Origin of the sequence: Vibrio cyclitrophicus, assembly GCA_023206055.1 — a bacterium.
GTDB classification, from domain to species: domain Bacteria; phylum Pseudomonadota; class Gammaproteobacteria; order Enterobacterales; family Vibrionaceae; genus Vibrio; species Vibrio cyclitrophicus_A.
This window is the reverse complement of sequence record CP065366.1, coordinates 1,558,182-1,571,539: the sequence shown is the minus strand read 5'-3', so window position 1 is coordinate 1,571,539 and position 13,358 is coordinate 1,558,182. Positions and strand designations below refer to the sequence as shown.

General features: G+C 44.2%; 12 protein-coding genes. 6 read left to right on the top strand and 6 right to left on the bottom strand.

Going from position 1 to position 13,358, the window contains the following annotated elements; translation table 11 throughout:
• Positions 1 to 41: 41 nt before the first annotated feature.
• Entirely contained in the window at positions 42 to 1,445 is a 1,404-nt protein-coding gene (locus ITG09_07080) for a PLP-dependent aminotransferase family protein (GenBank protein ID UPR53380.1), read from the bottom strand.
• Positions 1,446 to 1,664: 219 nt separating this feature from the next.
• Here ITG09_07080 and ITG09_07075 point away from each other — a divergent pair, with 219 nt between their 5' ends.
• From ITG09_07075 to ITG09_07065, 3 genes are all read left to right on the top strand, one after another.
• Positions 1,665 to 1,964 carry a hypothetical protein gene (locus tag ITG09_07075; protein UPR53379.1) on the top strand — a complete coding sequence of 100 codons (300 nt, stop codon included), beginning with the start codon at positions 1,665 to 1,667 and terminating at the stop codon, positions 1,962 to 1,964.
• A gap of 251 nt (positions 1,965 to 2,215) precedes the next feature.
• Positions 2,216 to 3,757, top strand: a complete 1,542-nt coding sequence (locus ITG09_07070) for an HD domain-containing protein (GenBank protein ID UPR53378.1) — start codon at positions 2,216 to 2,218, stop codon at positions 3,755 to 3,757.
• 202 nt (positions 3,758 to 3,959) lie between these two features.
• Complete coding sequence (locus ITG09_07065) at positions 3,960 to 5,150, top strand: aspartate/tyrosine/aromatic aminotransferase (GenBank protein UPR53377.1); 1,191 nt, start codon at positions 3,960 to 3,962, stop codon at positions 5,148 to 5,150.
• A 136-nt stretch (positions 5,151 to 5,286) separates the two neighbouring features.
• Here the strand turns inward: ITG09_07065 and ITG09_07060 are convergent, their stop codons facing one another.
• A complete protein-coding gene (locus tag ITG09_07060; GenBank protein UPR53376.1) occupies positions 5,287 to 5,928 on the bottom strand; it encodes an outer membrane beta-barrel protein in 642 nt (213 codons plus the stop codon).
• 150 nt (positions 5,929 to 6,078) lie between these two features.
• Between ITG09_07060 and ITG09_07055 the strand changes: the two genes are divergently transcribed.
• Both ITG09_07055 and ITG09_07050 read left to right on the top strand, forming a co-directional pair.
• Positions 6,079 to 7,968 (top strand): cyclic nucleotide-binding/CBS domain-containing protein, encoded by a 1,890-nt coding sequence (locus ITG09_07055; protein UPR53375.1) that lies wholly within the window; start codon positions 6,079 to 6,081, stop codon positions 7,966 to 7,968.
• A gap of 5 nt (positions 7,969 to 7,973) precedes the next feature.
• The gene (locus tag ITG09_07050; protein ID UPR53374.1) at positions 7,974 to 8,690 is read left to right on the top strand and encodes a 3'-5' exonuclease; all 717 of its coding nucleotides are present in this window, start codon (positions 7,974 to 7,976) and stop codon (positions 8,688 to 8,690) included.
• Positions 8,691 to 8,781: 91 nt separating this feature from the next.
• Here ITG09_07050 and ITG09_07045 read toward each other — a convergent pair whose 3' ends face one another.
• Both ITG09_07045 and ITG09_07040 read right to left on the bottom strand, forming a co-directional pair.
• Positions 8,782 to 9,477, bottom strand: a complete 696-nt coding sequence (locus ITG09_07045; protein UPR53373.1) for an MOSC domain-containing protein — start codon at positions 9,475 to 9,477, stop codon at positions 8,782 to 8,784.
• A gap of 55 nt (positions 9,478 to 9,532) precedes the next feature.
• Positions 9,533 to 9,775 (bottom strand): hypothetical protein, encoded by a 243-nt coding sequence (locus ITG09_07040; GenBank protein UPR53372.1) that lies wholly within the window; start codon positions 9,773 to 9,775, stop codon positions 9,533 to 9,535.
• An 87-nt stretch (positions 9,776 to 9,862) separates the two neighbouring features.
• Between ITG09_07040 and ITG09_07035 the strand changes: the two genes are divergently transcribed.
• Entirely contained in the window at positions 9,863 to 10,675 is an 813-nt protein-coding gene (locus tag ITG09_07035) for a helix-turn-helix transcriptional regulator (GenBank protein UPR53371.1), read from the top strand.
• Between the two features lie 85 nt (positions 10,676 to 10,760).
• Here the strand turns inward: ITG09_07035 and serC are convergent, their stop codons facing one another.
• The gene (gene serC / locus ITG09_07030; GenBank protein UPR53370.1) at positions 10,761 to 11,855 is read right to left on the bottom strand and encodes a 3-phosphoserine/phosphohydroxythreonine transaminase; all 1,095 of its coding nucleotides are present in this window, start codon (positions 11,853 to 11,855) and stop codon (positions 10,761 to 10,763) included.
• A 163-nt stretch (positions 11,856 to 12,018) separates the two neighbouring features.
• Positions 12,019 to 13,281, bottom strand: a complete 1,263-nt coding sequence (locus tag ITG09_07025; protein UPR53369.1) for a DUF945 family protein — start codon at positions 13,279 to 13,281, stop codon at positions 12,019 to 12,021.
• Positions 13,282 to 13,358 lie beyond the last annotated feature (77 nt).

Below are 13,358 nucleotides of genomic sequence, written 5' to 3'. Positions count from 1 at the left end.
ACAGTTGAAATGATTGTCAGTTTTATGAGTGACTTAAGATTTTACGAATGCGTAAGTTGATGTGCCAGTTTGCCAAGCAAGATAAGTGCTTGTTCCTTCTCTTCTGTGAGTTCATAAGAAAAATTCAATCGTATCGCGTTATCCACTCTTCCCTGCTCACTGAACAGATCGCCTGATGCGACGCTAATATCTTGCTCGATAGCCAGTTGATGAAATTGTTGGCTATCGAATTTTTCAGAGAAACGAATCCATATCAAGTAGCCACCAGCTGGTTCTTCAATCTCTATTGAATGCGGAAAGTACTGCTTAATGACATCGATAAATCGCTCTTTTCTGACTAAAAGGTTTTTACGCAGTTTACGGAGGTGATTGTCGTAGCTTTCATGCGTTAAGAAATGGGCGACGCCAAGTTGAACAGGAGTGCTGCTCGATAGCGTAGAAAGAAGCTGTAACTTTTGAATCGCATCGTTAAAACGCGTGTTCACAACCCAGCCTACTCGATAACCCGGGCACAAACTTTTTGAATACGACCCACAAAGCAAGACGGAATCGGTCTTGTCGAAGGCCTTAAGTGGCTTCGGCTTATGCCCTTCGTAATAAAGGTCGCCATACACGTCATCTTCAATAATGTAGGTTTCATGTTGTTCTGCAATCTCTACCACACGGCGCTTTGCCTGTTCCGACAAACTGGTTCCCGTTGGGTTTTGAAAAGTCGTCATCAACCAACACGCTTTTATATCTTGGTTTTGTAGTGCGTTTTCAAACTGCTCTATGTTCAATCCATTAATTGGGCAAACATCAACTTCGATAGGGTTAAGCCCTAGCCTCTCGACAGCCTGCAGAGCGCCATAGAATGCGGGAGACTCTATCACGACGTTATCACCCGACTTAGTGACCGTTTGCAGGCTCAAGTTGAGCGCTTCCATAGCACCCGATGTAATCACGATGTCTTGATAATTAACCGTAATGCCTTGTTGCAAATAGCGCTGCGCGATTTGTCTTCTCAAGGATTCACTGCCCGGTGGCAAATTATTGATCACACTGGCGCCAGTCATTTTCCTACCTGCGCTGGCAAGGTTTCGAGTTAACGTCGGTAAAGGGAAAAGGTCTGGATCAGGAAATGCAGAACCGAAAGGAATCACACCTTCGGCTGAACTCGACTTCAAGAAATCAAATAAGCGGTCATTAATGGCTTTCTTTTCACTAACGAGTGGCTGTGCGTAATCAACGCCTTCCAGTCTTGGCGCAACAAAATACCCCGATTGAGGCTTAGCGATAATCCACCCTTCGCTTTCTAGCAACTGGTAGGCTTGTAAAACAGTACTATTGCTGACGTTGTAATTACGACAACTCATGCGCACAGAAGGGATCTTCTCCCCGGATCGCCACGTGTTATTAGCGATCTGAGTTCGAATATCCTTTGCAAGCTCTTCATAACGCGCCATCTAATTGTACTACCTAGAGAAATTCCAATAAGCCGGAGATTTTATCACTAACGCTAACAACTATTGCTGCTATCCATATGAATGAACCTAATTTCTATAATAGTGTGAATCAGTTCACAGATAACTTTGTAAGCTTTGCTAAGTTTGTATCCAAGGCAGGAGCTAAGTTGGCTTTCTACCTCAATAATTTGATGTAACCCAAAAACATGCGAGATAACAATGAAAAAAATAGAAGCAGACCAATTAAGTTATAAAGGAGAGTCAAACGGTGTTCACAGTTGGACAACACCGAGCGGCCAGCCATATTACTGGCACCCAGATTGGCTTCATATTGCTGAAGATGCGACAGGCTCACATCCAAAACAAAAGATCGATATCGATCAAGACCAAACACCAACGGAAAAACACGCAGTGTCTGCAATTCTGAAACACCTTAACCAATGGGCAGCAGACAAACTAGCGTCTCACCCTGAGATTGAAACAGGTTCTATCGAAGCTGAAATCAACCTGAAAAAGTAATTGTTTTAAAGTAGATAGCGAAATCAATCACTCGCGATTCTAACCCAGAACGCAGACTGAATAGCCTCAAACCTCGACCGAGGCTATTCAAGTATCTTCATAAGAATGCTGCAATAACCCCCACCTAGCTAACAAATCACGAACACAAACCAGTTTCTTGTATCAATCCACCAAAGCTATCGATAGAATTCCCGATCTTATTCACGCTAGCTATGTTAACCATTCGCAATTATAACGTCGTGAATCAATGAATGCGTAAATCTAATAAGAATGAGAACAAAGGCTTATCGATGGATACTTCAAATTATAATCAATCGCTAACGACTAAGTTATACGTTGCCGCTGGCGTGCTTTTTGGCACCTACGGCAGTCGGGTATGCCCTATGCTCGAAACCCTAACAACTTTGGAAATTTTCACTCAAGTCAGTATCGTTTTCGTCTTGGTTTGGCTAACTCGCCATTTCCTATTAGCGAAACACGCATTAGTTGAACAAGGTCGATTCGCACAGCTCGATACTTTGCTATTTTTTGCTGCGAGTGTCCCTTTCGCGCTTTACTACAACCTAAGCTACGACTTCACCATCGATAGTAATTTGAAAGTGCTATTCGGTATGACACTGTTTGGCTTCTTTACCGGAACCATTCTCCAACTGAACGCCAAGTTGACTCAAATGGATAAAATGGAAGCGTCTGGAGAGTTTGATTTTCAACTGATTGGCGAGCGAAGCTCTTTAGTTAAACAGATGATTGGTTTGGTCATAGTGCTTCTTATCACCCTTACCACAATGTTAACGATGGTTGCCGTTAAAGACATCTTCTGGTTAGAACATAACCCTGGCCGCTTATTGGATGGCTCTGGCAAGATCAGTGTGATCAAAGAATTCATTTATTTGGCGGTGGTACTGGGTGGCTACGCAATCATCATCATGACACTTTGGAGCAAACTGATTAAACGCATTTTGCTTAGCCAAGAGTGTGCATTGAACAAAGTAACCAAAGGCGAGCAAGGTGTTCGTTTACCTATTTTCGGTTACAACGAGCTGGGGTCAATGGCATCAATGACCAACACCATGCTTGATAGCCTTGAAACAGCACAAAACGAAGTTAAGACCACTCGCGACGTCGCGATTGTCAGCCTATCTGCACTTGCTGAATCTCGAGACAATGAAACGGGCGCACATATCCTAAGAACTCAGGAGTACGTTAAGGTTCTCGCGCAAGAGCTCAGCAAATCGGAAGCTCACGCGACCTTATTAACACCCAACTATATCGAACTGCTTTATAAGTCCGCGCCACTGCATGACGTGGGCAAGGTGGGTGTGCCTGACAGTGTGTTATTAAAACCGGGCAAATTGACTAACGAAGAATTTGAAATAATGAAAGGTCACCCTGCTATTGGCGCAGAAGCGTTATCTATTGCAGAGAGACAGTTAGGAAGCAGCTCTTTCTTAAGAGTCGCGAAAGAGATTTCTCTCACTCATCACGAGAAATGGAACGGCAGCGGTTATCCAAATCAGTTGTCTGGTGAAGAGATTCCGTTATCGGGTCGTTTAATGGCATTAGCCGATGTTTATGATGCGCTCATCTCGAAGCGAGTCTACAAGCCAGCCTTTACTCATGAGCAAGCGAAACAAATTATCTTAGAAGGTAATGGGACACATTTTGATCCACAGGTTGTCGACGCCTTTCTAGCGGTTGAACACGCGTTTGTTTCGATTGCTGCAACCTATAAAGATGGCAAAAATATCGCGAGTGAACTCGAACGCGAAAGCCTTATTGCTCAACCCGCTTAATCTCTTCAAAAATCACTAACTTCTTGCACCCTATAGGTTAATCCGTAGGGTGTTTTGTTATCAAATACCCTCTTTAGTCAATAAATCTAATTGAAATGGATTTTTTTTAGCCTTTCTGTTCACTTCGTATTGTCTTAAAAATTCCATACAGGTATAACTACCCATAGATACTATCCCCTCTCAATTGACATGGATGAAGATTATGTTTGAAAAAGTGTTAGCTGCTCCCGCCGATCCTATCCTCGGCCTTACTGAAGAGTTTAAAAAAGACTCTCGTGCAGAGAAAATCAACCTTGGTGTTGGCATCTACAAAAATGAAGATGGTCAAACACCGGTACTTAAAACAGTAAAGAAAGCAGAAGCTGCACTTCTTGAAAACGAAAAAACCAAATCTTACCTAACGATTGAAGGCACAGCTGAATACGGTCTAGCGGTTCAGAAGCTTCTTTTCGGTGCAGATGCAGAGATCGTAACATCTCAACGCGCTAAAACAGCACAAGCTCCTGGTGGTACAGGTGCACTTCGCGTAGCGGGTGAATTCATCAAGCGCCAACTGGGCGACGTGAAAATCTGGATCAGTAACCCAACTTGGGCTAACCACAACGGCGTTTTCGCTGCTGCAGGTATCGAAACGGCTCAATACAGCTACTACAACGCTGAAACTAAAGACAAAGATTTCGCTGGCATGGTTGCCGACCTAGAGAAAGCTTCTGAAGGCGATATCGTTCTTCTTCACGGCTGCTGTCATAACCCAACAGGTATCGACCCAACAACTGAAGAGTGGGAAGTACTGGCTAAACTAGTAGCAGAGAAGAAACTGCTTCCTCTATTCGATTTTGCTTACCAAGGTTTTGCAAAAGGCGTTGAAGAAGATGCGGCTGGCCTGCGTATTTTTGCTCAGTACAACAAAGAAATTCTTGTTGCTAGCTCGTTCTCTAAGAACTTTGGCTTGTACAACGAACGTGTTGGTGCATTCACATTGGTTGCAGAGTCTGTAGACGTAGCAACAACAGCATTCTCTCAAGTTAAGAGCATCATCCGCTCTATCTACTCTAACCCACCAGCGCACGGCAGCGCTGTAGTAACTCACATCCTTGGTGATGCTGATCTACGTGCTGAATGGGAAGCAGAAGTGGCAGAAATGCGCGACCGTATCCAAGAGATGCGTGAGCTATTCGTAACAACCCTGAAATCAGAAGGTGTTGATGCAGACTTCACATTCATCGAACGTCAAAACGGCATGTTCTCTTTCTCTGGCCTAAGCAAAGAGCAAGTAACTCGCCTAAAAGACGAATTCGCTATCTACATTGTTGGTTCTGGCCGTATCAGTGTTGCTGGTATGACTAAGTCAAACATGGGTCCTCTATGTAAAGGCATCGCTGCGGTTCTTTAATCGTAAAGCGAAACCCGTATTTGCAGTCCAGAAACCTGCACTTGCAGACCAATAGATATGCAAAAGCCAGCGATTAAGCTGGCTTTATTGTGTCTGCCACTTGTTCTGTAGTTAAAGCGCTAAACGCTTCAATAGGTTAATACTCTAAGAAGAACTCAACACCTAACTCATTAGTTCGTTCACTGCGAATCTTACCTTCACCATCTCGATGTTGGTATGACCCACCAATCGCAAACTTGTTGGTCACTAGATAGCGTAAACCTAAGTGATAGATCTCTTCATCAAACAGATCACTTCGATTCACTTGCACACTACCGTTGGCAATCCAACGTTTCGCAAAGCCATAGTTAAGCTCAGCTTTTATCCCTTGGATGAACTCAGTGTCTGAAGATTCAGTTCGGTTGGTATCATTATCTTCAACCTTACCTTTAGTGATACCAAGCAGGTAGTAAGCCACTATATCTAAATCTTTCTTAATGCTGTAACGGTAACCAAAACCTGGCATCAGCGTATCAATTCGAGTTGTGGTGTCATCAGGGTGAATGAAGCGTGCGCTGTAGTCTCCCAGCAGCAACCAATCATCCGTCATCGCGTAACCGACGCCTAATCCATACGACGAGGCATTGTTATTACTGCCTGCATCTTCATTTAAACTGCCCGAATGCGCTGTGGCATAAACATGGTCATAATCAAGAATATCCGCCGCGTTAGTGTCCGCCCACAAACTTGGAGAAAACAAAAAAACCGCAGATACAAAACTAAGCTTCCACTTCGACATTCCTATCATCCTTAAACTGTCACTCCATTAACTGAAAGGTTAGTCTATCCATAAGACTTTAAAAAGGTTTTAGCTCACAGATTGATTTGTGACGGCAAAATATTATCAAATGTTGTACCATGAAATCATACAAACCAATGGATGATCATTATGGATGCTGAGTTATTAGAGATTCAAAACTTTCTGGCACAATACCCCCCTTTCACAGAACTCCCTGAGGAGATGTTGGCGAAAGTGACCAGTAGCGTGGAAATTTCTTATTACCGCCAAGATACCCCTATCATTCACTTTGGTGATCAAATTCATGACTTTTACATGGTTCGAAGTGGCGAAGTAGAAGTCTACCGTCGCAAAGGCGAACTCTATAACCGCCTTGATGAAGGCCACTTATTCGGTCAAATGGGCCTGCTGACCAACAACAAGGTGCGTTTCCCAGTTAAAGCGACTGAAGATACCCTCCTCTACTGTATCCCCGGGCCTATTTTCCAAGAGCTTTATGACAACTATGATTCATTCGCCGACTTTGTCGAAGTAGAAGATAACGCACGACTGCGTCAGGCGAACTTAGACAGCAACGACGCTAATGACCTAACAACATCCAAGGTCAAAACGCTGCTGACCAGCGAAGCGCCGATGATCGAAAAAACGCGCACTATTCAGCAAGCTGCGACCATGATGGCGCAAGATAATGTTTCGTCTTTGCTAATCATCGATCCCGATATCGTTGAAGATGATGAAGATGACTCAACCCCAGTGATCGGCATCATCACTGACCGTGACCTTTGTACTCGTGTACTTGCCGAGGGCCTGGATCCATCGGATGAAGTATCTAGCGTAATGACCGCTGAGGTTATCTCACTCGATCACAATGCTTACGTATATGAAGCCATGATGACCATGCTTCGCTACAACGTGCATCACCTGCCAGTACTAAAAGATAAGAAGCCGATTGGTATTATCGAAGCAACCGATATTGTACGTTACGAATCTCAAAACTCACTGTTGTTGGTAAGTAGTATCTTCCAACAACAAAGTATCGAAGACCTGAAAGTACTTTCCGAACAAGTAAAAGACAGCTTTGTACGCTTGGTTAATGAAGATGCCAACGCCCACATGGTTGGCACCGCGATGTCAGTAATTGGCCGCAGCTTTAAACAACGTATTATCGAGCTGGGTGAAGAAAAACTCGGTAAAGCGCCGATTCCGTATTGTTTCCTTGCGCTTGGCTCTATGGGACGTGATGAGCAACTGCTTGTCACTGATCAAGATAACGCCATCATTCTTGATGACACCTACGACGAAAAAAAACACGGCAAGTACTTTGAAGAGCTATCAACCTTCATCTGCGACGGCTTAGACCAGTGTGGCTATGTATATTGTACAGGTGACATCATGGCGACGAACCCAACTTGGCGCATGACACGCCGACAATGGGAAGAGTGCTTTGCTGATTGGATTGATGATCCAAACCCGAAAGCGCTGCTGAACGCCTCTATCTTCTTTGATTTAGATGGCGTGTATGGTCGTTTGAAATGGGCTGAGCAATTGAATAGCTTCATCATAAGGCGTGCACGTAAGAACAACCGCTTCTTGGCGTGTCTTGCTCGTAACGCGCTCAACCGCACTCCGCCACTGGGCTTCTTCAAAGATTTCGTGATGGAGAAAGATGGTCGCCACAACAACTCGATCAACCTTAAGCGTCGTGGTACGGCACCGCTGGCGGATCTGATTCGTGTACACTCTTTGGCTGTCGCTTCTCGTTCTAAAAACTCATTCGAACGTTTAGATGACATTATTGACGCAGGTATTTTGCCAAAAGGCAGAGCACAAGATTTAAAAGACGCCATGGAGTTCATCTCTCTGGTTCGTATTCGTCACCAAGCACACGATGTCGACAACAATATCGAGCCTGATAACAACATTGAACCAGAGAACCTGTCTGACTTCGAACGACGTAACCTAAAGGATGCATTCCAAATATTAAGTAATGCGCAAAACTTCCTTAAGTTCCGTTATCAAGCCAGCAATAAGTTTAAGTAGGGTCTATGAACAAACTATTCAGATCACCTGCGGTCGATTGGCCATTTAAGTTTGCTCAGAAACTAGAACGAGCAAGAGACGAGCGCTTAAAGCACTTTTATAGCCAGCCTCTTCCTGCGCCTGATACGCCACTTTCAGAAGTGATGTTCTTAGCTGTCGACTTTGAAACCACGGGGTTAAACCCAAACAAAGACGGCATCATTACCATTGGTTTAGTGCCGTTTACACTAAATCGCATTTACTTACGACAAGCCAAACACTGGACGCTGAGACCAAAGCAGAAGTTGGAAGAAGAGTCTGTCGTGATTCATGGTATCACTCACAATGACATCATTGATGCGCCAGACCTTAGCGAAGTGTTGGGCGAGATATTAGAATCAATGGCGGGACATATCCCGGTGGTTCACTATCGCCGTATCGAACGTGATTTCTTGGATAACGCATTGAAAGTGCGACTCGGTGAAGGCATTGAGTTCCCAGTCCTCGACACGCTCGAGATTGAATCTCAGATCCAAAATAAACTGGCTGGCGGCTTATGGAATAAGCTAAAAGGTAAGAAGCCAGCTTCAGTGAGACTGGGTCAAAGTCGTCGTCGATACCACCTGCCCGACTACACACCACATCATGCACTAACTGACGCTATTGCGACCGCTGAGCTTCTCCAAGCACAGATAGCTCATCACTTTGACGCTGAGATGCCTTTGAAGAACTTCTGGCTCTAATTGCCAATTAAGACTGACGTTAAACTGAACGTATAAACATAAAGCCCACTAACTTCCATTAGTGGGCTTTATTGCTTTTTGTCATCAAGGCTTATGATGCTGCTGTAGGACCAACTAAACGCATCTCCCAATCTTCAACTTCGCCCGTTTCAAGACGTCGTGCAACGAGCGCCCCCCAAGATTCGACTAACGGAAGGTCAGCCATCTGACTTAACTCTTCTCTATCAAGGCTGCCAGTAAATACCGCGCCCATGATACGAGCTAACGACCAATCTGGGTAAGGTCTTTCACACAAAATGATCTCGTCGCCCGCGCCAATATCACCTTCTTCCAATACTCGGAAGTACCACCCCGTTCGAAGTGTCTCTTGCAGTCTTCTTGCCATATCGTTTTGATAAAATCGCACATTGAGCTTCCAACAAGGCATACGTCCCTGTGAGACTTCCAATAAAGTTGATCCGATACGAACCTTATCTTTCAAACAAATAGATTGTTCCGTGATCCCGCTTGAACTTAGGTTCTCGCCAAATGCACCTGCAGATTGGAAGATGTCTTTGTCACCCAGCTCTTGCTGCCAAACTGGGTAGTGCTCGCTCGGGTAGATATGAAGAGCTTTTTGAATGCCGCCATGAAAGCGAGGGTCGCCTTGTTCATCGTTGGTAAAACCCAACTCTGTGGCGTGCTGGCGCTCCGACAAAACCTGCTTATCAATGGCACTGTTTGCACCGTGCGCAAAAGTAACGGTTTTACCAGCCAATACACTATTTACTACACCTAACTTCTTCATATCTCTTCCTTCTCACCTGAAACTTATTTGCTGTTTTATACGAGCTAACGCCAACTTATTGCTCACCCAGTGATTTAAATACCGGAACCGCTGCTAATACTTCAATGTGGTTTTCAGTGCTCTTTAGATAACGTGTTTCGCTGTTCGAAAGCAATACATGACGCTGATAACCTTCTATTTTCGGTAACTTAGCCAAGACCGTTTCGAGCGATGTTTCACACTTATTCTGGTTAATGCCTTCAATATCGACTTTGAATAGTAGTTGGTTTTCTTTCGATATTTCAACTTGATATCGCATACGTGTACCCTCTCCACTTCATTCACTCTGCCGGGCATGATAGCCTAGTCTCACTACGTCAGAATAGGGACATAAAGACAGTTAACCATGCCAACCCGCCAAATAGATTCTCACTCCGGAATCATCACCTCAAATGAGATGATGGTCGCCAACCCGAATTCGCCCGCGTTGGTGAAGACCATCGACATGCCCAAGGGATACGTCGATGCAATGCACCAACATACGTGGCATCAAGTGATCTTCCCGATCAAAGGCCTACTGCAAACGAAAACCGAGCACTACCAGCATCTTGTGCCCCATACTTCTGCTTTGTTTATGCCTGCGGGGGTTCAACATGAATCTATAGCACTCAGCCATACGACGTTTGTCGGTATTTACCTTAATCCAGCCTTTGGTATTAAGTATGAACCTCAAGTTCGAACCATTACCCTGACGCCGTTTTTGAATGAGTTATTGCAGGAAATTCGCAGACAGTGCGAAGGATTAGTGAGTGATGAAGAGGTATCGCGATTGCTCTCGGTATTGCACGATCAGATCATGAAAGACAACGTTCAGACCTATCAATTGTTACTGCCCGAAGACCGACGTTTGAAGCTTATCTTTGAAGCGCTGACAGAAGCACCAACGTTGAACTTTTCGTTGAAGGAATGGGGAGAGAAAGTCGGCGCATCAGAGCGAACCTTGTCGCGCTTATTCTCAAAAGAGTTCAATACGTCATTTCAGCTATGGCGACAACAAATTCGACTGATTTATTCGTTGTCTTTGCTCGATGAAGGGTTCTCAATCCAAAGTATTGCTGACCAAGTCGGTTATCAAAACGACTCGTCTTACATTAAAGCCTTTAAGGCGTCTTTTGATGTAACGCCACAACAGTTTCGCTTCAATGGTCAAAGAAAATAATTAGGCCTCTATATTTTCACCTTCTATAGGAAACAAAAGAGGAGCCAAAGCTCCTCTTTTCATTGGTAAACATCGAACTCGCTTATTAAGCGTATTTCTCTTCGAAATCTTTCATGAAGCTAACCAGCGCTTGAACGCCTTCCAGAGACATTGCGTTGTAAAGTGAAGCTCTCATTCCACCTACTGCTCTATGACCTTTTAGCGATTTCAGACCTGCAGCATCAGCCAATTCCAAGAACTTGCCATCTAATTCAGGTTTCGCCAGTTGGAACGGCACGTTCATTCTAGAACGGTTTGCAGTGTGAACATCGTTTTTGTAGAAAGCTGAGCTATCGATTGCGCCGTAAAGCAGCGCTGCTTTCTCTTTGTTCACCAACTCCATCGCTTCAACGCCACCTTGAGCTTTTAGCCACTTGAACACAAGGCCTGACAGGTACCAAGCGTACGTTGGTGGTGTGTTGAACATTGAGTCTTTTTCAGCAAGTACTTTGTAGTTCAGAATACTCGGCAACACGTCGTTTGCGAGTTCGAGTAGATCATCACGTACGATTGCAATGCAGATACCCGCTGGGCCAATGTTCTTTTGAGCGCCGGCGTAGATAACACCGTACTGAGACACGTCGATCTTACGAGACAGAATGTTAGATGACATATCCGCAACGATTGGCTTATCCGTTTGAGGAAGCTCGCTAATTTCAATACCATCGATGGTTTCGTTCGGACAGAAGTGTACATACGCCGCTTCTGGGTCGATTTTCCAATCTTTAGCCGGAACAACAGCCGCTTTACCATCGATTGACGTCTTCGCGTTGAATACATCGATCTCGCAATATTTGCTCGCTTCAGTCACTGCGCTTTCTGCCCAGTAACCCGCATCGATGTAAGTCGCTTTGGTCGCATCACCTAAAAGGTTTAGAGGAACAGCAGCGAATTGAGCACGAGCGCCCCCCTGACAGAAAAGAACTTTGTAGTTGTCTGGGATGTTCAGAAGATCACGTAGGTCCTGTTCGGACTCGTCAGCAACTTGAATAAATTCCTTGCTGCGATGACTGATTTCCATCACGGAAGTCCCTAAACCATTCCAATCAATGAAGTCCGCTTGCGCTTGTTTCATTACCGGTTTAGGCAGTGCAGCTGGGCCAGCACTGAAGTTGAATACGTTATCTAATGTAAGTTCCATGGGGATGATTGCTCCTGCTAAATAATAACTATGCAAGTAATACCATGTTTTACCCAACATAAAAACAACAAAAGAGGTCTTAAGACCTCTTTTGTTTTGTACCGTATAAAATGTTTAAACTTAATCAGCTAAATCACCTTATCAGTATTAACCTTTGCTCTGTTTATTGAACAAAAATCGGCATAAGTAGAGCGATTAATGGAATTTCTTGTCCATTTTCGAACACTAGGTTTCCATTTTCTAAGTCAGCGCTGATTTCATAACCACTTTCTGTTTCCTTAATCATTTCCATCACAAGCAATTCATCGATACCTTCGCGGATGAATGGATACTCTTCAACAAGTTCATTTGAGAAGCTAGAGTGAACGTTACCCGTTAATGCTGGCATGATCATCGAAGGATTGCTGCTGATGTTTTCCGTCCCTTCCGGTACGCTCACCAACCACTTAGATTCAAACTGCCCTTTACCTAGATCTAGTGACATGTTGTTCATTGAAAGGTCGAAACCTTTAGCAAACAGGATATCAATAAATGGAATGATCTGTGCAACGTCTTCTTGCGTCATCACAGGATTAGATTGGTAAATCTCGAAGATTTTCTCAAACGATTCACTATCCAATTTCGACACTTCAAAATCGACGTTTAGGTTGTTCAACTGGCCTTCATTGGTCTCTATATTTGCGATATCCAGCTTAAGGTTGCTGCGCAGGCGCTTAGTTGCTTCATCTAGATGCGATTCAAAATCGTACTTAGAATTTTCAATGGTCATGAAAGGCTGCATTGCAGAATCTGAAACCAAGAAGCTATCGATAGTAAAATTCTGAGTACCTAACCAGTAGCCTTTCGCTTGCTGCCCTGAACCCACACCTTTCAGGTTAGAAAGCGTTACCTCTTCACCGGTTTCAAAATCAATTTGAACTGAAGGGATTGAAAGCTCGTAATCAACTTGCCCTAAAACAGTCGCATGGCCAGAAAGATTCGATTTAGTGATCGATACCGAAGTGCCATTCTCATCAGAACCTTGATGATTAAACTGGCTTAACTCGAAGTTAAAGTCAGTGTTGCCGTTTAGCTCAGTGCTAGTTGTCAGAGTTAGAGGCAAAATATCGGTATTCTCAAACGTCGACAGTGCATTTAGGCTCACCAAACCGTGGCTAACTGCACTATTGATGACAAATTCACTCGGCAGTCCATCAATCGCAAGTTGCTCTTTCAGGTTTTCATCCGTCACAGTTAGACGAGTGGTTACGTTGGAAGACAGGTAACCTCTATCGTATTCCACGATCTCAGCTTGAATGCTTGAATTGTTAAGCTTTGCAACGCCATCAGTAATCGCGTTTTGTCCAATTTGCCCAACCGCTAGTGGCCAACAAAGTGCCAATGAGATTGCTCCGCCGATTGCGCCAATTTTTCTTAACTGTTCCATGAGTTCTCTTTCTACACGTGTCTGTTTTTTTTAGTCTAACCCATCAGTAGCAAACAAGAAACATTGAGTTAAATCAG

Excerpts from the sequence above, each read along its gene's own strand:
- ITG09_07080 (UPR53380.1), bottom strand. The coding sequence starts at position 1,445 with ATGGCGCGTTATGAAGAGCTTGCAAAGGATATTCGAACTCAGATCGCT.
- ITG09_07075 (UPR53379.1), top strand. The coding sequence starts at position 1,665 with ATGAAAAAAATAGAAGCAGACCAATTAAGTTATAAAGGAGAGTCAAAC.
- ITG09_07070 (UPR53378.1), top strand. The coding sequence starts at position 2,216 with ATGCGTAAATCTAATAAGAATGAGAACAAAGGCTTATCGATGGATACT.
- ITG09_07065 (UPR53377.1), top strand. The coding sequence starts at position 3,960 with ATGTTTGAAAAAGTGTTAGCTGCTCCCGCCGATCCTATCCTCGGCCTT.
- ITG09_07060 (UPR53376.1), bottom strand. The coding sequence starts at position 5,928 with ATGTCGAAGTGGAAGCTTAGTTTTGTATCTGCGGTTTTTTTGTTTTCT.
- ITG09_07055 (UPR53375.1), top strand. The coding sequence starts at position 6,079 with ATGGATGCTGAGTTATTAGAGATTCAAAACTTTCTGGCACAATACCCC.
- ITG09_07050 (UPR53374.1), top strand. The coding sequence starts at position 7,974 with ATGAACAAACTATTCAGATCACCTGCGGTCGATTGGCCATTTAAGTTT.
- ITG09_07045 (UPR53373.1), bottom strand. The coding sequence starts at position 9,477 with ATGAAGAAGTTAGGTGTAGTAAATAGTGTATTGGCTGGTAAAACCGTT.
- ITG09_07040 (UPR53372.1), bottom strand. The coding sequence starts at position 9,775 with ATGCGATATCAAGTTGAAATATCGAAAGAAAACCAACTACTATTCAAA.
- ITG09_07035 (UPR53371.1), top strand. The coding sequence starts at position 9,863 with ATGCCAACCCGCCAAATAGATTCTCACTCCGGAATCATCACCTCAAAT.
- serC (UPR53370.1), bottom strand. The coding sequence starts at position 11,855 with ATGGAACTTACATTAGATAACGTATTCAACTTCAGTGCTGGCCCAGCT.
- ITG09_07025 (UPR53369.1), bottom strand. The coding sequence starts at position 13,281 with ATGGAACAGTTAAGAAAAATTGGCGCAATCGGCGGAGCAATCTCATTG.